The 23,338-nt window shown below is 61.1% G+C and carries 24 protein-coding genes and 1 tRNA gene; 7 read left to right on the plus strand and 18 right to left on the minus strand.

The window, feature by feature from the left end; translation table 11 throughout:
* Nucleotides 1–8: 8 nt before the first annotated feature.
* The 9 genes from RCH09_RS12815 to RCH09_RS12855 all read right to left on the minus strand — a co-directional run bounded on the left by RCH09_RS12815 (nt 9) and on the right by RCH09_RS12855 (nt 7,851).
* Nucleotides 9–581, minus strand: a complete 573-nt coding sequence (locus RCH09_RS12815) for a hypothetical protein (protein ID WP_326941496.1) — start codon at nt 579–581, stop codon at nt 9–11.
* Nucleotides 581–784, minus strand: coding sequence for a hypothetical protein (locus RCH09_RS12820; RefSeq protein ID WP_326941497.1), 204 nt, complete (start codon nt 782–784; stop codon nt 581–583). Before RCH09_RS12820 ends, RCH09_RS12815 begins: the two co-directional genes overlap by 1 nt.
* Nucleotides 785–1,080: 296 nt before the next feature.
* Complete coding sequence (locus RCH09_RS12825; RefSeq protein ID WP_326941498.1) at nt 1,081–2,475, minus strand: polymorphic toxin-type HINT domain-containing protein; 1,395 nt, start codon at nt 2,473–2,475, stop codon at nt 1,081–1,083.
* Complete coding sequence (locus RCH09_RS12830) at nt 2,466–3,260, minus strand: TadE/TadG family type IV pilus assembly protein (protein WP_326941499.1); 795 nt, start codon at nt 3,258–3,260, stop codon at nt 2,466–2,468. The genes RCH09_RS12825 and RCH09_RS12830 overlap by 10 nt, the downstream gene beginning before the upstream one ends.
* 240 nt (nt 3,261–3,500) lie before the next feature.
* Nucleotides 3,501–4,415 (minus strand): delta(1)-pyrroline-2-carboxylate reductase family protein, encoded by a 915-nt coding sequence (locus RCH09_RS12835; RefSeq protein ID WP_326941500.1) that lies wholly within the window; start codon nt 4,413–4,415, stop codon nt 3,501–3,503.
* Between the two features lie 31 nt (nt 4,416–4,446).
* Nucleotides 4,447–5,640, minus strand: a complete 1,194-nt coding sequence (locus RCH09_RS12840; RefSeq protein WP_326941501.1) for an aminotransferase-like domain-containing protein — start codon at nt 5,638–5,640, stop codon at nt 4,447–4,449.
* 107 nt (nt 5,641–5,747) lie between these two features.
* Nucleotides 5,748–6,206 carry a RidA family protein gene (locus tag RCH09_RS12845; protein WP_326941502.1) on the minus strand — a complete coding sequence of 153 codons (459 nt, stop codon included), beginning with the start codon at nt 6,204–6,206 and terminating at the stop codon, nt 5,748–5,750.
* Nucleotides 6,207–6,288: 82 nt separating this feature from the next.
* On the minus strand, nt 6,289–6,879 hold the full coding sequence (locus RCH09_RS12850; RefSeq protein WP_326941503.1) for a LysE family translocator: 591 nt from the start codon (nt 6,877–6,879) through the stop codon (nt 6,289–6,291).
* The gene (locus RCH09_RS12855; RefSeq protein ID WP_326941504.1) at nt 6,880–7,851 is read right to left on the minus strand and encodes a threonine dehydratase; all 972 of its coding nucleotides are present in this window, start codon (nt 7,849–7,851) and stop codon (nt 6,880–6,882) included. It abuts the gene before it with no gap.
* Between the two features lie 93 nt (nt 7,852–7,944).
* Here RCH09_RS12855 and RCH09_RS12860 point away from each other — a divergent pair, with 93 nt between their 5' ends.
* The 4 genes from RCH09_RS12860 (at nt 7,945) to RCH09_RS12875 (ending at nt 13,647) form a co-directional block, all read left to right on the plus strand.
* Nucleotides 7,945–9,432 (plus strand): aminotransferase-like domain-containing protein, encoded by a 1,488-nt coding sequence (locus tag RCH09_RS12860; protein ID WP_326941505.1) that lies wholly within the window; start codon nt 7,945–7,947, stop codon nt 9,430–9,432.
* Complete coding sequence (locus RCH09_RS12865; protein WP_326941506.1) at nt 9,429–10,139, plus strand: hypothetical protein; 711 nt, start codon at nt 9,429–9,431, stop codon at nt 10,137–10,139. Before RCH09_RS12860 ends, RCH09_RS12865 begins: the two co-directional genes overlap by 4 nt.
* Before the next feature lie 402 nt (nt 10,140–10,541).
* Nucleotides 10,542–12,140: a methyl-accepting chemotaxis protein gene (locus RCH09_RS12870; RefSeq protein ID WP_326941508.1), complete on the plus strand. Its 1,599-nt coding sequence runs from the start codon at nt 10,542–10,544 to the stop codon at nt 12,138–12,140.
* A gap of 577 nt (nt 12,141–12,717) precedes the next feature.
* On the plus strand, nt 12,718–13,647 hold the full coding sequence (locus RCH09_RS12875; RefSeq protein ID WP_326941510.1) for a beta-1,6-N-acetylglucosaminyltransferase: 930 nt from the start codon (nt 12,718–12,720) through the stop codon (nt 13,645–13,647).
* 41 nt (nt 13,648–13,688) lie between these two features.
* Here RCH09_RS12875 and RCH09_RS12880 read toward each other — a convergent pair whose 3' ends face one another.
* Nucleotides 13,689–13,967, minus strand: a complete 279-nt coding sequence (locus RCH09_RS12880; RefSeq protein WP_326941511.1) for a DUF3563 family protein — start codon at nt 13,965–13,967, stop codon at nt 13,689–13,691.
* On the opposite strand from RCH09_RS12880, the gene RCH09_RS12885 reads away from it, so the two are divergent.
* Nucleotides 13,968–14,285 carry a hypothetical protein gene (locus RCH09_RS12885; protein ID WP_326941512.1) on the plus strand — a complete coding sequence of 106 codons (318 nt, stop codon included), beginning with the start codon at nt 13,968–13,970 and terminating at the stop codon, nt 14,283–14,285.
* Between the two features lie 16 nt (nt 14,286–14,301).
* Here RCH09_RS12885 and RCH09_RS12890 read toward each other — a convergent pair whose 3' ends face one another.
* The 3 genes from RCH09_RS12890 to RCH09_RS12900 all read right to left on the minus strand — a co-directional run bounded on the left by RCH09_RS12890 (nt 14,302) and on the right by RCH09_RS12900 (nt 16,107).
* A complete protein-coding gene (locus RCH09_RS12890; RefSeq protein WP_326941513.1) occupies nt 14,302–14,763 on the minus strand; it encodes a YHS domain-containing (seleno)protein in 462 nt (153 codons plus the stop codon).
* 34 nt (nt 14,764–14,797) lie between these two features.
* Nucleotides 14,798–15,343, minus strand: a complete 546-nt coding sequence (locus RCH09_RS12895) for a carboxymuconolactone decarboxylase family protein (RefSeq protein WP_326941514.1) — start codon at nt 15,341–15,343, stop codon at nt 14,798–14,800.
* Between the two features lie 164 nt (nt 15,344–15,507).
* Entirely contained in the window at nt 15,508–16,107 is a 600-nt protein-coding gene (locus tag RCH09_RS12900) for a uracil-DNA glycosylase family protein (protein WP_326941515.1), read from the minus strand.
* Nucleotides 16,108–16,225: 118 nt separating this feature from the next.
* Here RCH09_RS12900 and RCH09_RS12905 point away from each other — a divergent pair, with 118 nt between their 5' ends.
* Entirely contained in the window at nt 16,226–17,095 is an 870-nt protein-coding gene (locus RCH09_RS12905) for an AraC family transcriptional regulator (protein WP_326941516.1), read from the plus strand.
* 333 nt (nt 17,096–17,428) lie between these two features.
* A complete protein-coding gene (locus RCH09_RS12910; RefSeq protein WP_326941517.1) occupies nt 17,429–18,496 on the plus strand; it encodes an SDR family oxidoreductase in 1,068 nt (355 codons plus the stop codon).
* A gap of 146 nt (nt 18,497–18,642) precedes the next feature.
* Here the strand turns inward: RCH09_RS12910 and RCH09_RS12915 are convergent.
* From RCH09_RS12915 to RCH09_RS12935, 5 genes are all read right to left on the minus strand, one after another.
* A tRNA-Ser gene (locus tag RCH09_RS12915) sits at nt 18,643–18,735 on the minus strand.
* 122 nt (nt 18,736–18,857) lie between these two features.
* On the minus strand, nt 18,858–20,108 hold the full coding sequence (locus RCH09_RS12920) for an aspartate kinase (protein WP_326941518.1): 1,251 nt from the start codon (nt 20,106–20,108) through the stop codon (nt 18,858–18,860).
* 123 nt (nt 20,109–20,231) lie between these two features.
* On the minus strand, nt 20,232–21,632 hold the full coding sequence (gene tilS, locus RCH09_RS12925) for a tRNA lysidine(34) synthetase TilS (protein WP_326941519.1): 1,401 nt from the start codon (nt 21,630–21,632) through the stop codon (nt 20,232–20,234).
* 13 nt (nt 21,633–21,645) lie between these two features.
* Nucleotides 21,646–22,620 (minus strand): acetyl-CoA carboxylase carboxyltransferase subunit alpha, encoded by a 975-nt coding sequence (locus RCH09_RS12930; protein ID WP_326941520.1) that lies wholly within the window; start codon nt 22,618–22,620, stop codon nt 21,646–21,648.
* 66 nt (nt 22,621–22,686) lie between these two features.
* Nucleotides 22,687–23,337, minus strand: coding sequence for a DNA-3-methyladenine glycosylase family protein (locus RCH09_RS12935; RefSeq protein WP_326941521.1), 651 nt, complete (start codon nt 23,335–23,337; stop codon nt 22,687–22,689).
* Between the last annotated feature and the right edge of the window lies 1 nt (nt 23,338).

Below are 23,338 nucleotides of genomic sequence, written 5' to 3' on the forward strand. Positions count from 1 at the left end.
CGCAGTCTTCAGGGCGCCAGATAGTTGACGCGGCCCCAACCCCGGCGAATGACTTCGCCCAACTGTCCCATCTTGCCTTGCAGTGTGTAAATGCACAGCACGACCGGAAATTTCCCTGTCGCCTGACCGACGAAGATCCTCACGTCCATCGGCACGCCGTCGGCACGGCCAGCAAAGTTCGCCTCAAAACCCTGCAGGTTTCCATACGTCGCCGGGCGTGGCGCAATGCCCCTGCTCTGCCCTGCGTTCAGGCCGAAATTCTGGCTGGCGCGCCGAATCGCCGAGGTCGCCACGCCGGGCAGCATCGGCGGGGTAACCGACAGCTTCGGCCAACTGGCGTAGGTCATCACCGTCGGAGGATGGTAGGTCGCGGGACTTTGCGCAACGAAGCTCGGGTGGCCGTTGGGATTGCTCAACGCGGCCTCCCAGGCAGGCTGGTTTTCCACCCATACCTGCAAGCCCAGCTCAGGCACCTTGTGAATCTGCATCTCGCGCAAGGCCCGATCGGGATTGACTGCCTCGACCGCCAGCGCGGCAGTGTTCACACCAACCAGCATCAACGCGGCCAGCACGGCACGCATCACACACCACCTCCACGCACCACCGCCGCGCCCATGCCCAGCAACGTCATCAGCACCACCGCCAGCACGCTGTACCAGCGCCCGCTGCGCGCGAACGCGACACGCCAATTCAATCGGCTGGTCAGCCACAGCAGCAGCCAGACCAGCGCGTAGCTGACGAGGGCGCGGCCTAGCAGGTTTCCGAGGATGAAGCTCAGGGTCATGACAAATCCTTTTCTTAAAAGCCTTCAGAACATGGCGATTTCTTTATTTAAACGCACGCGGAACATGTAATAGCTGCGACGCCGGATCCCATTGAACGGGTTTTTCTTTTTCGTCGTCCCAGGGCATTCCCTTGTCGAGCCACTTTTTTCGAAAATTTAGAACTGCGATGCGAGTGGCATCTTGATACCCGTGCTCCACGCCACAACACGGGCAAAATTCAAATAGCGGAGTATTGCCATCTTCACCCCACGGGGGGGCATCAGCTTTATATCCACATATGCGGCAGTATATTTTTTCATTTCTGAGCATTGAAATAATCCAAGTTCGTTGGGTATCCATGTACTGCCGGATCAGGTTTATAAAAAGTTCGAGGAGCGCCAGATTTATCCATGATGGCGAATGCGTCCGTTGCTGGATCGAATCTCAATATATCTCCATTAGCGCGCGTTTTCGATAATGTTCCTGGGGGTGGATTTTGCAAAAATTCTTGCGCCTTCAATATGTAGTCCGTAGGGGTTTTTGCACCGAAATCAGCACCATGGTCTTTGAAATGGCGTTCCGCATTTTGTACCGAAGACTGCGATTTTGTTGAGGTCCAAAGTGGTGTTCGGTTTGTCAGGATGTCGCACTTGGCGTTATGCGCCCAAACCCCACCAACCCCGACAAAGTAATTCTCGGTACTGGCAACACTAAAGTTGTACACCCGCAGCGGCTGCGCCACCGCCGTATTGCGCAATACCAGTGCATCACCGCGCAAGCCGGCGATTACGTCATCGTCGGTGACGTCCTTCGCCAGCGTCCAGCCCTTGCCCTGCACCCATAGCGGATGTTCGTCGGTGAGTTTAAACGTGTCGAATTCGGTTTGCAGCTCGCGGTAGCTGGGCGCGATGCGACCGAAGGTTTGGGTTACCGGCTGGGCCTTGTCGGCGTAGCTGCGCTCGTGGCGCGACAGTACCTGGTCACCCGTTGTGATCTGCTCGATGGGTACCGCGCCCTGCGGTGTTTGTACCGGCGTGCCGGCGGCAAAACTGGAACAGCCCAGGTCCAGCTTGGTCGCCTTGACCGCCTCGGCCAGCTTGCCGCCGTATTTGGTTAGACGTGTCGCCAGCCTGAGCATGGTGGCGGGGCTGACATAGGTGCCGATCACCTTGCCGAGATCGTAGGGACCGCACTGGGTGGCCTTGGTGATCGCGTCGATGGCTTCCTGGCCCAGCAGTTCGCCCAGCTTTTGCAGCGTGCCTTTGGGGTCGTTGTAGAACGCCTTGCCGAGGTCGATCAGGCCGGCCACCACCTCGTCCAGGTTGGTGACGAGATCGAACAGGTCGGCCACCTGACTCTTCAATCCGGCCAGCAATCCCTTGACGAATTTATAGCCGTACACGAGTCCATCTTTGACCTGGCTCCACGCGCTGCCCCAGAAGCCGGCGTCGGCGTCGCTGGCACCCTTGTTGTCGCCACTGGCCGGGTTTTTCTCGCAGACGTCTTCGATGAAGCGGCAATGATTCGCCTCGGCCCACGCCTGCTTGGCGGCCTTGGTGGCAAAGCACACCGGCGGCGGGTTGCAGATTTCCCAGACCACGCCGGACTGCTGGGCCCACGCCGAGAGACTTTGCGTGAGGGTCATCAGAATCAGCATGACGATCAATACGGCACGCTGCGCGTCCGTGCGGCGCAGAAAAGTCACAGGCATGGTGGCTCCGGCGCTGGATCGGTGGAAGGGGGCAGCTCGGGCCCGGATTCGGGCAGGTCAGTGCAGAACGCATCGCCACAGTCTGGCGGCGGCTTGCCGGGCAGCGGCGGCACGCCGGGATCAACCGGCTTGCCGCCGTTGCCCATGCCCGGCGATGACACGGTCGGTCCTTCGATGGCGTTGGATTGCATCTGCATCACCACGTGCGTGACCACCGGGATGCGCCCGCCCTGCAGCAAGGCGGTGTTAAACGCATCCTTGCCGTCGTCCATCCAGCTCAGCACCTTGCGGTACAGCGTGCCCATCATCGGCACCTGCGGCGCATAGCCCATCGTGATGCGCAGCTTGAGCAGGTTGGCGTCCTGAATGTTCTGGCCCGAACTGGTGCGGATGTCGGCGGCCGACTTGAAGGCCTGGCCACCGTTCGGAATCACGCGCTTGCCCTTGCCTTCGCTGTTCTGCAGCGCGCTGTCGTTGAAGTCGGCATAGCTCTCTGCGGTCGGGTTGAGGATCTCGACGCGGGAATGGTTCTGCACGTCGGTCAGCGCTTTTTGAAACGACGATTCCAGCTTGGCGGTGTCGGTGCCGCCGCCGTAACTCGGGATCAGCGCCTGGGCATAGGCACGCTGGATCTTGTCAATGTCGGCGTTGCCGGTGCTGCCGGCGCGCGCGGCCATGAAGCTGGCGTGGTTGAGCTGGTTCTTGTTGAAGAAAAGCAGGCCGTATTGCAGCGAGGCCAGGCCCATCAGCGTGATGACCGGCCCGACCACGGCGAACTCGACCATGGCCGAGCCGCGGTGTGGGCGAAACAATTTACGGGCGTAATCGGGAGTTGGTCCTGGTGTGCGTGACATTGCCGGTCGCGTCGCACCGGCAGAGGCGGTCCTGCCGAACGATCAATTACAAAAAGGAGTCGCTATTTTGTAATCGATAGTCATGTCGCCGCGAATCAAGGTCACGCCGATGCAATATCAAGCACGTATCGCCGCGAAAATCAGGCAAGTTGTTGTGCCACGCCCACGCGCTCACCCACCCAGCGCAACCCGCGCCGCAGCCAGATCCCACGCCGCCTGGCCGACCGTTTTCAGCACCGGCGTGAGCGCGGCGTCGCGGTATTCGCCCGGCAGCACCGAGGCCAGCGGTCGCACTGCGGCCCAATCGATCTGCGCCTGCAGCAGGTCGCCGGCTTCATGCCGGGCGCCGGCGAGGTCGTCGACAATAATCTGACGTGCCTGCAGCAGCGCGGGCGGCAATTCGGCCATGTCGGGCTTGAAGGCGCCGACGCCGATGGCCAGGGTGTGGGGCGGCAGGTGTGCCGGTACGACCGGCGCGCGCGCGCTGGTCAGGGCGATGATCACGTCGGTGGCGGGTAATTGCATGTGCAGCGTGTCGCTGGCCAACGCGACGACGGCGATGTGCCGGTGGCGTTGGCGCAGCGCCGTACAGAAGGCCTCGGCGCTGGCCAGTTGGCGCGCCGCGATCTGGAAGTGGCGCACGTCGAAGTACTCGACCAGCGCATCCACATGGGCGACCGCCTGCGCGCCGGTGCCGATGATGAGTACCGTCGCGGGTGTGCGCGGCAGCAGGCGGTCAATCCCGAGCAGGCTGACTGCGGCGGTGCGCCGGGCCGTGACGGTGGGACCATCCAGCAGTGCCAGGCGACGTCCGCTGGCGGTGTCGAACACGATCACCTCGCCCTGAATCGCAGGCAAGCCGCGCATCGGATTATCGGGATGCACGGTGATGAGTTTGGTAACGCTGATGTCGGGCGCGGTCGCCGGCATGCATAGCAGCACGTCGCGCCCGCCAATGCCGACGACCTGGCGCTCCGGTGCGTGAATGCGGTTGGTTGCCAATTCGCCAGCGGCGACCGCGATGGCGGGCACCAGTCTGGCGTAAGGCAATGCGTGTGCGGTTTGCGCAGCGTCGAAGCGTTTCATGTCGGCCGATCAGGACGCCGGCCGACGCCGCTCACAGCTTGGCCGCGATCAGTTTGCCGAGCTTGGCAACGCCTTCGCGAATGCGCTCGGGCGTGACGGTGACGAAACTCAGGCGCAGCGTGTTGTGCTGCGGGTCGTTGGCGTAAAACGGTGCGCCGGGCACGAACGCCACGTTCTGCGCGATGGCTTCGTCAAGCAGCGCCATGCTGTCGATGTGCTGCGGCAACGTGACCCAGATGAACATGCCGCCTTCCGGTTTGGTCCAGCTTACTTCCGCCGGGAAGAATTCCGTCAGGGCCGCCAGCATCGCCGCACAGCGGTCGGCATACAGCGCGCGAATGATGGGAATGTGTTCGGCCAGGAAGCCGTCCTTGATGACTTCGTGCACCACCATCTGGGTCAGCTGCGCGGTATGCAGATCGGTGGCCTGCTTGGCCTGCTCCAGCTTGCGCACCAGCGGTTGCGGTGCAACCACGTAACCGAGCCGGATGCCGGGCGTCAGCACTTTCGAGAACGATCCCATGTAGATCACGCCGTTCGGATTCATGGTCAGCATTTTTGGCAGCGGCGCGCCGTTGTAGCTGAGCGAACCATACGGATCGTCTTCGATCAGCGGCAGGCCAAGCCGGGCGCAGGTGTCGACCAGCGCGACGCGGCGTTCGAGCGACAGCGTCCGGCCGGTCGGATTCTGGAAATTCGGCAAGGCGTACAGCAACCGTGCGCCCGCGCCGACGCTGCCGACCGCTTCCGGCAGCAGACCGGAATCGTCGGTGGGGATCGACACGAACTCCGGGCCGTACACCGAGAATGCCTGCAAGGCGCCGAGATAACTTGGCGTCTCAACCAGCACCTTGCTGCCCTCGTCGATCAAGACCTTGCCCAGCAAATCCAGCCCCTGCTGCGAGCCCGACACCATCAACACCTGTTCCGGCGAAATCGTCGCGCCATCGATCGACAGCGAATTGGCAACCCATTCGCGCAATGGCAGATAGCCATCGGTCGGACCGTACTGCAGCGCCACCTTGCCATTGTTCGACAGCACCGTGTCGAACGCCGCTTTCATGCGTTCCACCGGGAAGGTGGCTGGCGACGGCAGGCCGCCAGCGAACGAAATGATTTCGGGACGCATCGTGATCTTCAGGATTTCGCGGATCACGGAGCTTTGCAGCTTCTGGGCGCGCTCGGCAAAATGCCACTGGATCGGGTTCGGGTTTTCGATTTTCATGCTGTTCTCGCAAGGTGAGGTCGGGCGGGCTTGTGGCTGCCGTCAGGGAAGAAACGGCATTGGATAAATGCCGTTTCCGGTGATGCATTTTAGTGGATCAATCCGGCTCAGGCGATTTCGGCGATCATTTCGATTTCGACGCAGCCACCCAGCGGAATCTGCGCGACGCCGAAGGCTGAACGGGCATGCTTGCCCATATCGCCGAACAACTCGCCGATCAACTCGGAGGCGCCGTTGGTGACCAGATGCTGTTCCGTGAAGTCGCCGGTGGAATTGACCAGGCTCATCAATTTGACAATGCGCTTGACCCGGGTCAGGTCGCCGCCGCAGGCTGCCTGCAACGTTGCGATCAGATCGATGGCGACCGAACGGGCCGCCAGCTTGCCTTCTTCGGTGGTGATGTTCTTGCCGAACTGACCGACCCAGATGGCGCCGTCTTTCTTGGCGATATGGCCGGACAGGAACACCGTGTTGCCGGCCTGGGCGTACATCACGTAAGCAGCGGCGGGTGTCGCCACGGCGGGCAATTCGATATTCAGTTCTTTGAGTTTGGCGTAGACCGACATGGGAAGCTCCAAAATAAGGGAAAAAGTTCAGGCCGCGATTATCTCACTGTCTGTCACTGCACCGACCGGCGATGCCGATCTTTCATAACCAGATCGCCGCCGCCGAATACAGCGTCAACACCACCATCACGATGCAGAACAGGCGCTGCCATTTCGGCTGCGTCAAATAGTGGCGCAAGGCCGAGCCACCGGCCAGCCAGACGCTGACGCAGGGCAGATTGATGGCGCAAAACACCAGGCAGAACAATCCGATGGCCAGCGCCACCGGCTGCACCGTCGGCAGGAAGGCCGCGACACCGGTCACGGCCATTACCCACGCCTTCGGATTGGCGGCCTGAAACAGGGCTGCCGCAAAAAACGTCATGGGTCGCTGATCAGTCACGACGCTCTGCTTGAAAGCGATGCGGCGCAATTGCCAGGCCAGATAGATCAGGTAGCCGGAGCCGGCGATCTTCATGCCGAGGTGCAGCGCCGGCACGGCCAGGATCAGCGCACCGACACCCAGTGCGCACACCAGCAGCATCACGCCAAAGCCGAACGTAATGCCGAGCAAATGCGGCACCGAGCGACGGAATCCGAAGCGGATGCCCGACGAGGTCAGCATGATGTTGTTCGGCCCCGGAGTAATCGACGAGACGAACGCAAACATGGCCAGCGGGATCAATGGTTCCATTCAGGTGCTTCCTCCTGCGACCAGTATCGCAGCAAACTGGTCATGGTCAACATTGCCGCCGCACAGGGGCAAACCGATTTTCTGTCCGGCGATGCGTGTTCGCAATTGCAGCGCCGCCGCCAGCGCCGCCGCGCCGGCTCCTTCGGCGACGTTGTGCGTGGCGACGAAGTACAGCCGCATTGCCGCTGCGACTTCCGTATCGGTGACCGCGACCACCTCGTCCACATGCGCGAAAATGATCTCCAGCGAGGCATCGTCGGGCACGCGGCAGGCCATGCCATCGGCGACCCTGGTGCTCACCGGCGACTCGCATTTGCGCTTTTGTTCGAAGGACAATTTATAGGCCAGCGCATGGGCCGAGACGACGCCGATGATGCGGGTCGACAAACCCAGCGCGTTGCGCGCCGCGACCGCAGCGCAGATGCCCGAGCCCTGCCCGATCGGTACGAACAGCGTCTGCAGGTCAGGCTGCGCGCGCAGCAGCTCGGTCCAGTAACTGGCCACGCCGCTGACCAGATCGCGATGGAACGACGGGATCATGTGCAGCCCGCGCTCGTCGGCCAGGCGCATGGCGTGTTCACGACTTTCCTGAAATTCCTGGCCGTGTTCGATCAGCGTGACGCCAAAGGCGCGCATCGCCGCATTTTGTTCGCGGCTGTTCCCGTGCGGGACCACGATGGTGGCCTGCATGCCGTGTCGACGGCTGGCAAACCCGATCGACTGTCCATGATTGCCGCGTGTCGAGGTAATCACGCCGCGCACCTCGGGCAGTCGCCGTGTCAGCCCATCGAAATACACCAGTCCGCCGCGCACCTTGAAGGCCCCGGTGGGCGTGTGATTTTCATGCTTGATCCACACTTCGGCGCCGAGCGCGGCATTGACTTGCGGCCAGGAATATTGGGGCGTGGGCGGCATGGCGCGATAAACGACGGCGGCTGCGGCGTTGAGTTCGGTGAGTGTGGGCAGGGACATGGAATCTCTTTCAAAGAAGCTCTATCCTAATCGACACGACCAATACAGTACCAGTACAATTCATCACTCATTCCATTCTACTGTCACGGTGCCATGACCAATACAGCCACTTCCCGGCAACCTGCCGGCGCCGCGCTTGCGCTGGTGTCACCCACCCTGTATTCCCGCGACAGCGGAACCTCGCTGGTGGAACAGATCGTGCAGTCGGTCGCCACCCGCATCGACGACAAGCTGCTGCGCACCGGCGCGCGCATGCCATCGATTCGCCAGTTCGCCGACTTGCACAAGGTGTCGCGCTTTACGGTGGTGGAAGCCTACGACCGGCTGGTCGCGAACGGCTTTCTGGAATCGCGCCGCGGGTCCGGCTTCTATGTGCGCGAGCGCAGCGCCATCAACAGCGCCGGCATGGCTACGCCGGCACGCAGCGCGACACCGGCGAAGCTGGATGTGGTCTGGCTGGTGCGTAATATGTTTCGCCAGCTGCCGCCCCAAAAAATGCCTGGCAGCGGGCTGCTGCCGAATGACTGGCTCGATGGCGACATGATCGCCGCGGCACTGCGCGCGGTCAGCCGCGGCAGCCAGAATCTGCTGCTGCAGTACGGCACGCCGCAAGGCTTCTTGCCGCTGCGCCAGCAACTGCAACTGAAGCTGGCGGCACTCGACATCGCCGCCACCCCGGACCAGATCGTCACCACCTCGGGCGTGACCCAGGCCCTCGATCTGGTGGCGCGTCATTTTCTGCAGCCGGGCGACACGGTGTTCGTCGACGATCCGGCCTGGTTCCTGATGTTCGGCGCGTTCGCGCTGATGGGCGCAAAGGTGATCGGCATCCCGCGGCTGGCCGATGGCCCCGACATCGCCCGCCTGGCCGAACTGGCGGCGCTGCACAAACCGCGCCTGTATGTGATCAACTCGGTACTGCACAATCCGACCTCGACTTCCCTGACGGCGGCCAAGGCGTTTCAGATCTTGCGGCTGGCCGAACAACATGATTTCATCATCGTCGAGGACGACATCTATTGCGACATGCATCCCGGCAGCGCCAACCGGATCGCCGCGCTCGACCAGCTGCAACGGGTGATTTACCTGGGCGGCTTTTCGAAGACGCTGGCGGCCAATCTGCGCGTCGGTTTTATCGCCACCTCGCCCGAGCTGGCGATCCATCTGTCCGACCGCAAGATGCTGTCGACCCTGACCACCACCGAAATCGGCGAACGCATGGTGTACAAGATTCTCGCCGAAGGCCATTACCGCAAGCATGTCGACCGGCTGCGCGGCAAACTCGATGCGGTGCGTGAGCGCACCACGCGCCAACTGGAGCGCATTGGCATGCGCGTCGACATCGCCGGCGGCGCCGGCATGTTCGTGTGGGCCGATGCCGGTTGCGATACCAACCGGCTGACCGAAGCGGCCATGCACGAAGGCTACCTGCTGGCGCCCGGCTGCCTGTTCTCGCCGCGCCAACTGCCGTCGCAACGCATGCGCATCAACGTCGCAACAATGAATGACCCGGGCATCTGGCGCTTCCTGGAACGCACGATCCCGGCCATGGAAACCGTCACAAGAGGGAAAGAAAAATGACCATCAACCCACTGCCTTTTCGGGCCACCACGGCACAGGCGTGCGACTGGCTGGCGCAGCAATCCGGCACCGCATGGAACCTGGCGCGCCTGATCGAGTGCGGCGTGACGCCTTACGTCTGGCTCGACTACGACGCCGCGTATCCGGAGCTGTTCGGCGACGCCAACGGCGGCTATCCGGCGCCCATCTTCCTGGAAAGCGATACGGCGTGGCTCGCCGCCGGCGGCGATGAGGTGCGCATCACCATCACCAAGGACGTGCACAAGATCGTCACCCAACTCAAGCCGCCCGGCTTTCGGCGCGAACTGGCGGCATTGCGTTTCCTGAAGAAGGATCTGGAGCGGCTGGCGCGCCAGCTTGAACGCGACGCCAATCCGGCGCACGTGATCATCGCGCCGGCGCAGGAATCCGGCGCCGGCATCCACCGTGATCAGGTGCTGGCGGCCTTCGCCGGGCTGGTCAGGATCGACCTGGCGCAGGCCCTCGCCGCTGGCGGCGGCATCTTCGGCGACGATGGCGCGCGCGTCAAGGCCAGTACCCGCAAAGGCAAGAACAACATCGTGTGGAACCCGGTCACGCTGGCGCTCGGATTGAATGACGTGCATCGGGTACCGCTGTCGCACCTGAAGCGCGCTTTTCAAACGCATGATTTCTTGCACGAGTGGGCTGGGGAATGGGATCAGAGCCTGGCGCTGCTGGGCAATTGACGATATCGATTGGCCCGCCCCGCGGCGCCACCCGGGCAGCATAACGACACCACTTCACATGCCCTGCGCGCGTGGCGGGACGCATCGCAACGCGGATGGCGACCCACGGTCATTTCGGTCCGGTTCTGCGTTGATCACTGCCGTCGATGCATCCTTCCAACGACGCGTTTCAGTCGGCAACTATACTTTTTCCACAAAAATATTCAGGAAGTTGTGTTTCTTATTGGAATCATGTAGCTTGGTTGAGTCGCAAGAAGAGCGCACGGTGACGCGTCCGATGCCCATCCGGAGCAGCCATCGATACCTCGGAGCCTGACGCAAGCGAGCGCCCGCGCGACATGGCCACGCAGCGACGAACCAGCCGATAACAAGCCACTTTCAGTACATCCACGGGACGGAATCATGAATGCTATTAACGACGCATTGCGCACGAATCGCGAGCGGGCAAATCGATTGATGCTGTTTATTATCTGGGCACTGTTCATTGGGAGCCTGGCGTTATCCGGACTGCATGACACGATGACCTGGGCGCTCCTGATCGGACTGCCGACCGCACTGATTCCTACCGTCCTGATCTTTACCGCCGGTGGCGAGCGATTCACCGGTTACGTTGTGGCAACGGCGCTCATGATCTTGACGGCGTTGCATATTCACCAGACCGCCGGCATGCCCGAGCTGCATTTCGGCATTTTTGTCCTGCTGGCAATGCTGTTGTGCTACCGGGACTGGTCGGTCATGGTTGTCGCGGCTGCAGTGATCGCGGTGCATCACCTCGGCTTCAATTATCTGCAAGAGCTTGGCTTCGGCGTGCTCTGCCTGACCAAGCCGAGCTTCGGCATTGTGTTGATCCACGCAGGGTATGTCGTCGCCGAAACCGCGGTGTTGTCGTACCTCGCCATCCTGCTCCATGCGGATCTAAGTCAGGCGGCAGAATTGAATGCCACCGCGGCTGCGCTTGCCGGCGACGAAAGCGGGACCGTCAATCTCACCAAGGCAAGCCGCAGCGCCACCAGTACCGCCGCCATCTCGCTCGAAGCAGCCATCGGTGTCCTGTCGAACGCCATGTCGAGCGTGCGGGGTGTGATCGCGACGGTTGCCACGGCGTCGAGCGAAATCGCGGCCGGCAACCTGGAACTCTCCAGCCGTACCGAGCAGCAGGCGGCGGCGCTGGAGGAAACCGCCTCGTCGATGGAAGAAATGACGGCGACGGTGAAACAGAATGCCGACAATGCACGACAGGCCAACCACCTGATCGTTTCTGCGTCTGGCGTTGCGGTCAAGGGCGGCGCGGTAGTCGCAAAAGTGGTCGAGACCATGGAATCGATCAATCAATCTTCCCGCAAGATTGTCGACATCATTGGCGTCATTGACGGCATTGCGTTCCAGACCAATATCCTGGCCTTGAATGCCGCGGTCGAAGCAGCGCGCGCCGGCGAGCAGGGCCGTGGCTTTGCCGTGGTGGCATCGGAGGTGCGCAACCTGGCGCAACGCTCGGCCGCCGCCGCCAAGGACATCAAGGCGCTGATCGGCGATTCCGTCGAAAAAGTCGACGCCGGCAGCAAGCTCGTCGGCGAGGCCGGCACCACCATGGCAGAGATCGTCGACAGCATCCAGCATGTCACCACCATCATGGCCGAGATCACCTCGGCCTCGCAGGAACAGAGCGCGGGCATCGAACAGATCAACCAGGCAATCGGCCAGATGGACCAGGTGACCCAACAGAATGCGGCGCTGGTTGAGGAAGCCGCCGCCGCAGCAGCGGCAATGCAGGTCGATGCGTCGAACCTGACGCAGGTGTTGAGTGTATTCACGCTCGATGACATGCCTGCGGCCAGTGGTGCGGCGTCGCCGGCAACCCGGTCCGTGGCCAGAATTGCGCCGCCGTCCCGTGCAGTGGCGGTAGCGACGACACGCAAAAAAGTGCCGCCCGCCGCCAGCACAGCACGCTTGACTGCGGCAGCGTCAGGCGCACAAGCGGGCGACGACTGGGAGCAGTTCTAGCGCGTCACGGCCAACAATGCATCAAGCGCAACGCGATGCGGCACCGGCAGGTTGGTGTTCCCGCGCCTGGAAAACGCGGGTTGTAAAAAATCGAGAACATGCAGCGGCCGAGGCCGCTCAAGCTGCGCCGAAGTGGCGCCTTGTGCCAGCGCGCGGAGGCACATGGCATCTGCTCTGTCGGTCGGCCCGAAGTGCAGGAGTCGCAGCGATTGTCGGCTGCGCCCCGCTGGGCGTGCGCAGCACGATACTCGAGCCATGAACGCACCATGAATGTTTGCAGCCGGACTGCAACGTTTTTGCGTAAATTCCCCTGATACGGCCACGCGCCCCGTCTGGCGGTGCTTTCCACTGCGCCACGCTGGCGCGGCATGGCGATGAATTTCTTGTTATTCAAACAATTGGTGAACCATCTACTTGGGGTCAGGTCGGTTAACGGGTACCTGCTTACCCGTTTTCCCCTGCAGGGGCGCTCACTCAAGCCCGATGTTCCCGGTTTGCCTTGTTCCAATCCCGCCGTGCCGCCCGATTGCCGAACAATTCAGTCCCTCTCTGCGACCCCACCCACCGAGGAGCCCACTTGAAAATTGCCTATTTGATTGCTGCCCATGAAAACCCGACCCATCTCGGCCGCCTTATCGCCGCGTTGTCCTCCGGTTCTGCCAGTTTTTTCATCCATATCGACAAGAAATCCGATACCCAGGCCTTTGCCTCGCTGAAAACGGAGCGCGTCCACTTCATCGAAGACCGGGTCTCGGTATTCTGGGGTGACTATTCCCAGGTCGAGGCGTCACTTGGGCTGCTGACGGCAGCGATGGGCGACGCCGAGCAATTCGACCGTTTCGTGTTGTTGAGTGGTGTGGACTATCCGCTGCGGTCGCGCGCGTACATCGAGCGATTCTTCAGCAACGCACCGGCTGCAGAGTTCATCAATCTGATCGCCATGCCGGCGGATGCGGCGGGCAAGCCGCTGTCGCGGCTGTACACGTACCGGCTGCGTTCCAGCGCGTCGCCAATTCTCCGGGCTTGCCGCAAGGCGCTGATGATGACCGGCATTGCGCCATGGCGGCGCGACTATGTGCCGGCGTTTCGGCGACACTTGCCGTACGCAGGCTCAAGCTGGTGGGCGCTGTCGCGCGCTGCCAGCGCGCACATTCTTCGCTTCGCCGCGCGTGAAACAACGCTGGTTAACTTTTTCAAGAACACCGTTTGCCCGGACGAGTCGTTTTTCCAGACCATCCTCGGCAACTCGCGCTTCATGCCAAGGATCACGCGTAACCTGACGTATGCCGACTGGAGCAGCGGCGAGGCCAGTCCGAGTGATATTGCCGAGCACCATCTGGCAATGTTTCAGACGACGGCATGGCGCAAGAACGACAGCCAGCACGGCAAGGGTGAAATACTGTTTGCCCGCAAGTTCAATGATCAATCCGGCGCGCTGATCGACAAGCTCGATCGCCAGATTGCCGCGAATGAACAAACCCATCCGCTGGCGGCAGGCATCAGCTGATGCAGCGCAACAATCCGATGTCCGACGTTTCGCAGCGCAGGTTAGTGCATGCCGGTCATCATGTTCAGACGCGGCGTGCCTTCCTGCCGATCGAGGTCGCGCATGCGGCTTTCGAGGTCGGCCATGGTGGTCGACTGCGACAGATAGGCTTCCTGTTGGGCCCGTTCGGCCGCTTCCAGACTGCCCACCAGGGCGTTGAAGGCGTGGTTCACACCCGTGATGCACTTGTCGATGAACGACACGGCCAGCACCGGTTGTGCGACGGACATCGCCGAGGCCGAAGCGGATTTATGGGAAGCAAAGGGAATTAATGAAAGCATGTGAATCTCCTGAAAGGCGCGCAGTGTGCTGCATCGCAACATCGCCATGATAGGCAAAGAATTGCCCCAGAGCTACTTTCAATTCATGATAGGAGTTATGCGCGCGATGAATACCGCGCCGGCCCGGAGCGCTGCCCGGCAGCCGATGGATCGACGTGGAGTCCGGCAGTGCATGCCTTCGGTGATAACGGTTTGACAATGGATACGGTGTTGCTTTCGGCGGCCATTGAAGGCGCCTGGATGGCAGCAGAAAATGCCCGGCTGAGCGCATTGGAATGCATCAGCCGGGCATTTTCAGGTCCGGGCACGAGCGGGTAGCCGTGCCGGCAGTGGATTACAGCTCGGACGCCCTCTTGTTGGCGATCGACTTCCAGTTGGTGTTCGCATCGGCAATACGGCCCGGGACATTCTTGAGCCAGATGGCGCGCACTTTGGAATCCAGATTCAAATACAGCTTGCCGTCGACAATATCGAATTGCTCCGGATCGGCGACAAATTTCTTGCTGACCGACACGCCGTAGGCGCAATAGCCGCCGTAGTGCGGCAGGAATTTCGCCGGGCTGGCCTGAAATGCCTTTTTGTTGTCGTCGGTTGCAAACACGTAGGTCACGCCGTCGACTTCCGCGACATGATTGCCATTGCCGCGTTGCGGTTTTTCCTGGGTGAAGTACGTCGTCAGGTCATAGCCGCCAGCGCCGATGATGTTGTCGGTCGCAGGGTTGGCAAAGACCGGTGTTGCTGCGGCAAAGGTCAGGAAGGCAGTGATGGCGAACAGTGTTTTCTTGATGATGGTCATGACAGGTCTCCGAAATGGGAAAAGGGCAAGTGGATCAGGCAGCCAGTGCCAGATCGACGACAGGAAAGTCGATCACGGTGCGCGCGACATTGTTGGTGTAATTGGTCAAGGTCGTCGCGACGACGTTGGCGATGATTTCCAGCAGATCCGATTCCGACAGGCCGGCAGCCTTGAACTGGTCCAGACTGGCAGCATCGACGTGACCGCGTTGTGCCACCAGCGCGGCGGCGAATGCGGCAATGGCGTTGCCGCGGGCATCGCTACCTTTGCCGGAACGGGCGCCGGTAATTTGCTCAGGATTGAGGCCGGCATTTTTTCCCAACAGCGTGTGTGCGCTCACGCAGTAGTGGCAGCCGTTGCCTTGCGAGGTGGCCAGCGCAATGATTTCGCGCTCGCCGGCTGACAGTTTGCCTTTGGCAATGGTGTCGTTCTGCGACAGCAGACTGTTCAGGGCAACTGGCGATTTGGCCAGCGTCGCAAACAGGTTCGGGATCATGCCGATTTTTGCCTTGACGGCGTTGAGGGTCGCGGCAGTGGCGGCATCGGCTTCGGTCAGGCTAAGCGGGGCAATATAGGTCATGGCAGTTTCCTTGTGGGTGAATCGTTCAAGTTGAGCGACAGGAGTGAGAATAAGGGATTGATCCGCATCTTTGTTAAGCAAAAATCCTGATTTACATGCGAATCGTCCAAATCACTGCCAATCGTCATCCCAACCTACCCGCCCCCGCAGTAGCGATGCACATGTCAGTCGCGCTGCAGAATTTGTTGCACACGTTCCTTCAACGTTGGCAGGACATCGTCGGCAAACCAGTCGTTTTTCTTGAGCCAGATATTGTTGCGCGGACTGGGATGCGGCAGCGGCAGCATCGCCGGCCAGTGCGTGCGCCACGCCTGCACGTTCGCCGTCAGCGTGGTCTGGTTCAGTTCCCCCAAGTGCCAGACCTGTGCGTATTGCCCGATCAGCAGGATCAATTCGATCTTTGGCATCTGCGCCAGCACCTGCTCGCGCCACGCCGGTGCGCACTCGGTGCGCGGTGCAAGATCGCCGGACTTGCCAGTCCCGGGGTAGCAAAATCCCATCGGTAAAATGGCAATACGGGTGGCATCGTAAAAGGTCTCGCGGTCGATTCCCATCCACTCGCGCAGACGTTCGCCGCTGGCATCGTCGAAGGGAATGCCGCTTTGATGCACCTTGCTGCCGGGCGCCTGGCCGGCCATCAGAATCCGGGCCGCGGGATGGACTTGCAACACTGGCCGCACGCCATGCGGCAGATGGGCTGCACAGAGCGTGCAGGCACGCACTTTTTCCAGCAACGCGTCGACGCTCAAATCGCCTGTATTCATTTTTTCTCCCGACATCCATCAAGCTCGCTTGCGTCACGCAGCGCGGCGCAAGCCCACGTGCGGTATGGTGGCATCATTTTGATCATGAATAATCTAAATTTAGATGCGAATCGTCCAAATGACTCCTGATCCCCTTGCCCCGCTTCTCACCCATTTCAAAGCCCATGCACGGCTTTTTTTCTCGGGAAATCTATGCGACGACGTCACGTTCAGCGATGACCAGGGCACCGGCTTCCTGCATCTGCTGCGTGCCGGCAGCGTCAGCTTGCAGGATGCGACGGGCTATGCGACCACGCTGACCGAGCCCACCCTGCTTTTTTATTCACGCCCGCTGCAGCACCGGTTTCTTCCCGCCGCAAACGACGGCGCCGATCTGGTGTGCGCCTCCATGCGTTTTGACCATGCGGCTTTCAATCCTATTTCGCTCGCATTGCCGGCCCGGTTTCAATGTCCGCTCAGTAGTTTGCAGGGCGCCGATGCGTTACTTGGCATTCTGTTCGGCGAGGCCTTCGCCGAAAAACCAGGCCGCCAGGATGTGCTCGACCGCCTGTTTGAAGTCTTGCTGATTGATGTACTGCGGGTCGCCCTGGCGCAGCAGGATGCCGAGCCAGGCATGTTTCGCAGCCTCGTTCATCCACAATTAAGCAAGGCGCTCACGGCAATGCATGCGGAGCCAGCGCGGGAATGGTCGCTGGATGCATTGGCAGAACTGGCTGGCATGTCGCGCAGCAGTTTTGCCGGCACGTTCAAAAGTGCGGTGGGCTATTCCCCGGGCAATTACCTCACACGCTGGCGCATGACGCTGGCGCAGGCACTGATCCGCGACGGCGTTTCGCTGAAACTGGTTGCCGAGCGGGTCGGGTATTCCAGTCAGGCCGGTTTTCTGCGGGCCTTCAAGATTGTTGTCGGTGCGTCGCCAACCGCATGGCGCATGCGCGATGTTGAAACGATTGATGGCGTTGCCAAAAGCGACTCTCGCAACGCCTGAAATGGCAGCTGGCTGGCTCCGGGCCAGCCATACCGCTTTCGCCAATCGCTGTATGATCGCCCTCTTAATTTCAGCACGACATCGTTGCGCTGGCCGCGATGTCATTGGCAGTGGACCTGCGCATGATCCAATTCCATTTTCATCCTTCACCGAATCCCATGAAGGTTGCCCTGTTTCTTGAGGGGGGCCGATTTCAGTTTCAAGGCCGAGATGGATGACGACGCGCGCAAGCCGCTGTTTCCACAACATGCCCGACTGGCAAAATAAACCATCGGCCGCGGCTCGCGTCGGCTCCGACGCAAGCCCGGTCCGTTGGATCAACAAAGGAACATGATGCAAAGAATCGCTTTGGTCGTTGGTGCAAGCGGCATTGCCGGCAGCCACGTTGCCCTCGAATTGCTGGCGAACGGTTGGCAGGTCCATGGGCTGGCGCGCCATCCCAAACAGGATGTCGATGGCCTGCATCCCGTCGCGGCAGACCTGCTGGACCCTGCCAGCCTGGCAACCGCGCTGGCCGGTGTGCGGCCAACGCACTTATTTATCACTACCTGGATGCGCAATGCGACCGAAGCCGAGAACATCCGGGTCAACGGCGCCATGGTGCGCAACGTGCTCGCGGCTGTATCGGCATCGGGTACGGTGCGCCACGTCGCACTAGTAACGGGCCTGAAGCATTATCTCGGCCCGTTCGACGCCTACGCCACCTCTGGCACCCTGCCGGACACGCCACTGCGGGAAACACAGCCGCGCCTGCCGATCGAGAATTTTTATTACGCGCAGGAAGATGAAGTCTACGCTGCGGCTGAACGCGATCGCTTTACCTGGAGCGTGCACCGCCCGCATACCGTCATCGGCATGGCAGTGGGCAACGCAATGAATCTGGGGACCACGCTGGCGGTCTATGCATCGCTGTGCAAGGAGACCGGACGGCCCTTCCAGTTTCCCGGATCGGCCGCGCAATGGCACGGCCTGTCAGACGTGACTGACGCGCGCGCACTGGCCAGGCAACTGGTCTGGGCTGCCGATACCGATGCCGCCTCCAACACGGCATTCAATATCGTCAATGGCGACCTGTTCCGCTGGAGTTGGTTGTGGGGCAGACTGGCCGACTGGTTTGGCGTACAGGCCGCTGGTTTTAACGGTACCGTGCAGCCACTCGAAGCGATGATGGCCAACGACGCTCCGGTCTGGCGTGACATCGCACAGCGTCATGGCCTGGTGGAAGCAGACCTGAGCCGGCTGGCATCGCCATGGCACACCGATCTGGACCTGAGCCGCCCGATCGAAGTGATGACTGACATGGCCAGGAGCAGGAAGCTGGGCTTCGCGCACTACCAGGCGACCGATGCATCGTTTTTTGACCTGTTTGCGCAATTGCGCAGCGAGAAGTTAATCCCCTGATCGCAGCCGGTGATGGCTGCCGGCGCCGCAGCATCGCAGTGCCCCGCAAGCGAAGGGGCGAGCATTTCGTCAGACCAAAAAAAAACCCCAGACAATTGATTCTCTGGGGCTTCTTGATCAAACCTTGCTAGCGTTTGTGATATATCTGGCGGAGACGAAGGGATTCGAACCCTTGATACGGTTTTAAGCCATATGCTCCCTTAGCAGGGGAGTGCCTTCGACCACTCGGCCACGTCTCCACACGTAGGACGGTCGACAACCCCGCCACAGTAAGGCCACGCATCATAGCTTTTCGTGGCGGGATGGTCAATCAGGGATTCGACCGCGGCAGCAACATTTCGCCACCATGGTCGATTGTCAATCAGGCGTTCTCGAGATCGAACGCCTTGTGTAACGCGCGCACTGCCAGTTCCATGTATTTTTCATCGATCAGCACGGAGATCTTGATCTCTGAGGTCGAAATCATCAGGATATTGATCCCCTCTTCCGACAGCGTACGGAACATCTGCGATGCGATCCCCACGTGACTGCGCATGCCCACGCCAACCACCGACACTTTCGACACCTTGGCGTCGCCGGCGATGCTGGTGGCACCGATGTGACCCTTGACCTGTTCGGTCAGCACTTCCATGGATTTGGCGTATTCGCCGCGTGGCACGGTGAAGGTGAAATCGGTCTTGCCATCGACTGACTGATTCTGGATGATCATGTCGACTTCGATATTGGCGTCGGCAATCGGGCCAAGGATCTGAAAGGCGATGCCGGGACGGTCTGGCACGCCCAGCACGGTGATCTTGGCTTCATCGCGGTTAAAGGCGATGCCGGTGATGGCGGCTTGTTCCATGTTGGTGTCTTCCTCAAACGAAATCAGGGTGCCCGAACGGGCTTCTATGTCCAACGGCAGCATCGGGTCGGTCATGGAGGACAGGACGCGCGTGGGCATCTTGTAATTGCCGGCAAATTCAACCGAACGAATCTGCAGCACCTTCGAACCGAGCGAGGCCATTTCCAGCATTTCTTCGAACGTCACGGTGTTGAGCTTGCGCGCTTCCGAGACCACGCGCGGGTCGGTCGTGTACACACCATCGACGTCAGTGAAGATCAGGCATTCCTGCGCCTTCATTGCCACGGCCACCGCAACTGCCGAGGTGTCCGAGCCGCCGCGTCCGAGCGTGGCAATGTTGCCGTCGCCGTCGACACCCTGGAAGCCGGTGATGATGACGATACGCCCGGCGTCGAGATCCTTGCGCACCTTGGCATCGTCAATCGATTCGATACGCGCCTTGGTAAACGCCGAATCGGTCTTGATCGCGACCTGCCAGCCGGCGTAGGACACGGCGTCCTTGCCAATGGCCTTGAGCGCCATCGCCAGCAATGCCACCGAGACCTGCTCGCCGGTCGAGGCCAGCATGTCCAGTTCGCGCGGATCGGGCTGCGGCATCAGCTCCTTTGCCAACCCGAGCAACCGGTTGGTCTCGCCCGACATCGCCGAAGGCACCACCACGATTTGATAACCGGCGTCATGCCATTTGGCGACGCGGCGAGCGACAGTTTTGATGCGCTCGGTCGAGCCCATCGAGGTGCCGCCGTATTTATGAACGATTAATGCCATAGGAATAGTGGAAATGGGCTGCTTGTGTTGAAAAAACGAGTGAAAATCAGCCAGAGACTGTACATGCTGCAGCGCAAAATGACAAGCGCTGAAGTCGTCATCGGGTTTGCAATTTCGCAAGAATCAGGCGCTGTCGAAGACCCATTCGATCGCAATGCGGTCCTCGTCCAGCAAGCTCAGATGGTGGCAATCCATGCCAATGCCGGCGGCAAACAACAGCCGCTTGCCCATCTTGACCAACGGCAGCCGCTGGCGTTCCCAAGCGGGCACATTGCCGGATTGATAGTGGTACTTGAGCGCGCGGGTGGGACGATTGGCTGCCGGCTTCAGGCGTTCGCCGCCACTGCGCAACCCGATCGACAAGGCCTGTTCGCGCAACCACGCTGCCGAAACGCCCTGCCCGGCCACGGCAAACCGCAGCTTGCCGCCAAACAGCGGGAACGCCAGTTCCGGCTCGCCCTGCCAGCGGAAGGCAATCACGGGCGCTTCTTCCTCGTCGTCCGGATCGACGACCGCACGGCGCGGCGTGATGAACACCTGGTCGCGATGACGTCGGATATCGCAATCGGCATGCGTGACGCACAACTGCGCATCGGGCTTGGCGTCAAACAGTTGCGAACGCATTTCGCGCAGCCAGGAGGTCGACGGCATGCGCACGCCGCGCAAGCCAAACCAGTAACGCAGCAGGTTGTCGGCACGATCGCCGCTGAGTGTCTTGAGGCGGCCGATGTCGAGTGCCTCGCCAGCGGCGCATAGAGCCAGGTCCTGGGCGGCGAGTTCAATGAGCAGCCGTTGCGCGGCCTGTGCGTGCCCGGCGGTGCGTGCCAACCGCTGCGCGAAGCCCGGGAAGGCGTCGGCCAGCGCCGGCATTACGGTGTGGCGCAAGGCATTGCGGGCATAGCGGGTATCGGAATTGGACGCATCATCGACATGGCTGATGGCGGCGTCGGCGACGAAGGCGGCCAGCTCGCGTCGTGTCAGCTGCAGCAACGGCCGCGCCATCAACAGGTTGGCATCCCCAAGCAGGTCGTGGGCGTGGTTGACGCTGTCCATGCCGGACAAACCGGCAATCCCGGAGCCGCGCAACAGCTGCAGCAAGACGGTCTCCGCCTGGTCGTTCTGATGGTGCGCGGTCAGCAGCAAGGGCACCGCGTGCGCGCGGCACAGCGCCCCTAGCGCGGCATAACGGCTGGCGCGTGCGGCCGCCTCGACACCGGCGGCATCGATGCCGCTGAGCGCCACGCGCTGCGCCGCAAAGACAATACCCAGCCGCTCGCACTCCTGCGCGCAATGCGCAAGCCAGTCGTCCGCACTATCGCTCAGGCCGTGATGGATGTGGAAGGCAAACAGGCGCGCGCCGCTTTGTTGCGCGGCGCGGTGCGCCAGATGCAGGAGCGCCGACGAATCCAGCCCGCCGCTGTAGGCAATCGCGATGGCCTCTCCGGAAACGCAAACGCGCGCCAGAATTGCTGCAAGCGCGCGTTCGTAGGCGTCCTGGACGCCAATGATCTGCTGGTTTTTCAAGACTTCAACAACCTTATTCTGGCGGGGTAATTTCCTTGAACTTGCCGTAGCTGAGCAACTTGTCGTGCCGCGCAGTCAGCAGATCCTTGGTCTTGACGCCATTGAACTGGCGCAGCGTGTCGGCCAGTGCCCGCTTCAACATCGACGCCATCAGCTTGGGATCGCGATGCGCGCCGCCCAGCGGTTCATTGACGATCTTGTCGATCAGGTTGATCGCCTTCAGGCGATGCGCGGTCAGACCCAGTGCCTCAGCCGCATCCGAGGCACGCTCGGCGGTTTTCCAGAGAATCGAGGCACAGCCTTCCGGCGAGATCACCGAGTAGGTGGCGTACTGCAGCATGAGCACCGCGTCACCGACTGCAATGGCCAGCGCGCCGCCCGAGCCGCCCTCGCCAATGATGGTGGCGATCAATGGCACTTTCAGCTCTGCCATCGCATACAGGTTGTGGCCGATCGCTTCGGACTGGCCGCGCTCTTCGGCATCGATACCGGGAAACGCACCGGGCGTATCCACAAACGTGAAGATCGGCAGGCCGAACTTTTCGGCGACCTTCATCAGGCGCAGCGCCTTGCGATAGCCTTCGGGCTTGGGCATGCCGAAATTGCGCAGTGCGCGTTCTTTCGTGTCGCGCCCTTTTTGATGCCCGATCACCATGCAGGCCTGACCGTTGAAACGCGCCAGGCCACCGATGATCGACAGGTCGTCGGCGTAGCTGCGGTCACCGTGCAGTTCGTGGAAATCCGTGAAGATCTCGTTGACGTAGTCCATCGTGTACGGTCGCTGCGGATGGCGCGCGATTTGCGAGACCTGCCACGGCGTGAGCTTGGCGTAGATATCCTTGGTCAGCTGCTGGCTTTTTTTGGACAGGCGCTCGATTTCTTCGGAAATGTCGACCGCGGAATCATCCTGCACAAAGCGCAGTTCGTCGATCTTCGAATCCAGTTCGGCGATCGGCTGCTCAAATGCAAGAAAAGTTGTTTTTGTCATCGTGCTTCCTTCTGTTTCATCACGCGGTGAAGCGACCGGTGGACTGGCCGGTTCAGATTCGGAAAATCAGTATTCTACCGGCAACGGTTCCAGACTACGCCATAAATACCAGGTCGCGACCGTGCGCCATGGCTCCCAGTTCGCCGCGACTTCGCGCACATCACTGCGCGACACCGGCTCGCCGGAAAAATAATTCAGGCTGATACTGTTGAGCAGTCCAACGTCATCCAGCGGCAGGATATCAGGGCGCAGCAAATTAAAGATCAGGAACATTTCCGCTGTCCAGCGGCCGATGCCGCGAATCTGGATCAACTCGGCGATGACTGCCTCGTCTTCCATCGTGGCCCATTTATCAGCATGCACCCGTTTTGCCTTGAAGTGCTCGGCCAGGTCCAGCAGGTAATCCACCTTGCGCTTGGACAGGCCGCACGCCGCCAGTGTCAGCGCACCCGCCTTCAGGACCTGCGCCGGCGTGCTGCGCGGGCAAACCAGCAGGAAGCGCTGCCAGGCCGCCTCGGCCGACTTGACCGAGATCTGCTGTCCGATGATCGAGCGCGCCAGCGTCACGAACGGCTCGCTGCGCCCGGTCAATTGCAGGTTGCCGAATTGCGGAATGATCTTGCGCATGATGCGGTCACGCTTCATGAGTTCGGCTTTCGCGTCTTCCCAATACGGTGGCAGGCGCAGCGGCGTATCGCCGTGAATCAGCTTGACCATC

It is taken from the genome of Actimicrobium sp. GrIS 1.19 (assembly GCF_035984655.1).
Lineage (GTDB): Bacteria > Pseudomonadota > Gammaproteobacteria > Burkholderiales > Burkholderiaceae_D > Actimicrobium.